Source organism: Actinomyces israelii DSM 43320 (genome assembly GCF_000711965.1).
In the GTDB taxonomy this organism is placed as follows: Bacteria; Actinomycetota; Actinomycetes; order Actinomycetales; family Actinomycetaceae; genus Actinomyces; species Actinomyces israelii.
Window position 1 is genome coordinate 1 of sequence record NZ_JONS01000097.1, and the last position, 1,659, is coordinate 1,659.

2 protein-coding genes are annotated in these 1,659 nt (G+C 65.9%); one reads left to right on the forward strand and one right to left on the reverse strand.

Features of this window, described 5'->3' with window-relative positions:
- Window positions 1-394 precede the first annotated feature (394 nt).
- Window positions 395-571 (forward strand): hypothetical protein, encoded by a 177-nt coding sequence (locus O145_RS18535; RefSeq protein ID WP_156966829.1) that lies wholly within the window; start codon window positions 395-397, stop codon window positions 569-571.
- 31 nt (window positions 572-602) lie between these two features.
- Here the strand turns inward: O145_RS18535 and O145_RS15170 are convergent.
- On the reverse strand, window positions 603-1,659 hold a 1,057-nt coding region (locus tag O145_RS15170), incomplete at its 5' end, for an IS1634 family transposase (protein WP_043564508.1).

Sequence of the window (1,659 nt, forward strand, 5' to 3'; positions counted from 1 at the left end):
GTCCGAGTTCGCGCTTCTCGGTCCCGGTGGCGCGCACATGGCCGGTCGGCTCTTCGAGTCGCTCGTGGCGCTCGGAGTCAGGGCCGTGGCACAGGCGGCCGAGGTGACCGTGGGCCGTACTGAGGACCGACGGCGCTGCCGTCGTAGCCTTGGAGCGAATGGGTCGGCGGGATGCGCGGTTAGCGCCTGCTGCACAGCCGGGCGGCCGACGGCGGGAGGGAAAGATGGTCGATGACGAAGACGAGGATGTGCTGAAGGCGGCCGGACTGGTATTCGATGAGGGATTCGACTTTTTCTATTCAGGGCAGTCTGATAAGGCTCTTACGGCTTTTCGCGAGGCCTATGGGATCTACCGGCGGGCTGGTGTGAAGGAAGGCCAGACTGACTGCCTTCTATGGCTGGGATTAAACAAGATGGTATTCTGGGGCGGTTGCTGTGGGATTCCTGGCTGGCGTCTGCGGAGCATCTGGCGCAGGACTGCCTCGTGCAGATCGACATGATGGACGAGGAGCGGGATATCCTCATCGGGTGGAAGAAGCGTTCGGGCACCCTGCAGGCTTGTGAGAATTGAGGGCGGAGGCGGTTGTCCTGACTCATGACGCTTAGTGTGCCGGGGGTGGGGTGCTCAGGGCGGTGAGGATGTCGTTAGCGGCGTCGGTCAGACGCGGTGCGGCTGCGAGGTGGTGGCCGTTGAGGTTGATGGTGACCTCCTGCAGGCTGCGTAGCTCGCGCACGATCCTGGCGATGCTGATCCCGGTGGCGTCCTGGAGGTAGCGGGCTACGGCCAGGGCGGCCATCACCACGGTCAGGTGCGCCTCGATCGCGTCACGGGTGTGGTGAAAGACCGGTCGGGCCCTCAGGTCGTGCTTACTCATCCGGAAAGACTGCTCGACGTGCCACAGCTCGTGATACGAGGAGACGACCTCGCCGGCATCCATCAAGCGTGCAGGAATGTTGGTGACGTAGCCCTTGAGGCCGACCAGGGACCTGGCTCTGGCGATGGAGGCTTCGTCCAGGGTGGCGTCACCGGCGTGGACGGTGACGAAACGCGTGCCCTTGGGACGCTTCTCACCGGCGATGACAGCCCGCGCCCGGTTGGCCTGAGCGGTCAGGGTCTGGTTGTCCCGGGCCGCGCGCTTCTTGGAGTAGACCCAGATGGCCCGCCACGAGCCCGGGTGGGTGTGCGGGCCCCACACCGGCTCGGCCTTGCGGCTCTTGTCCCGCTCGCTCCGCGAGCCCCTCCTGGGGGTGATGGTGTCGATGACCTGGCCGTCGGTGAAGGCGTCGCCTTCCCAGTGGAAGTGCGCCTCCAGGTCGCCTGGGGCCCGGGTGGTGCGGGCGCCGACGATGAACCGCAGCCGAGCGTCGTCCAGGGCCGCCAGGTTGGCGGCCGAGAGCATGCCGGCGTCAGCGACGATGACGAGCTCCTCGATACCGTGAGCGGACTGGAAGGCCTCCACGATGGGAACGATCGTGGCGGTCTCAGCCTTGTTGCCCTCCCAGCAGCCGACCTGGAGAGGGAAACCATGACGGTCAACCAGCAGGCCCACGATGACCTGAGGGTCGACCCTCCGCTCCTTGGAGTAGCCGACCTTGCGCAGGTCGTCCTCACGCTCGGCCTCGAAGTAGAGGGTGGTGACGTCATACAGGCACAGGGCC

Coding starts and splice junctions, on each gene's coding strand:
- O145_RS18535 (WP_156966829.1), top strand. CDS start 395: ATGGCTGGGATTAAACAAGATGGTATTCTGGGGCGGTTGCTGTGGGAT.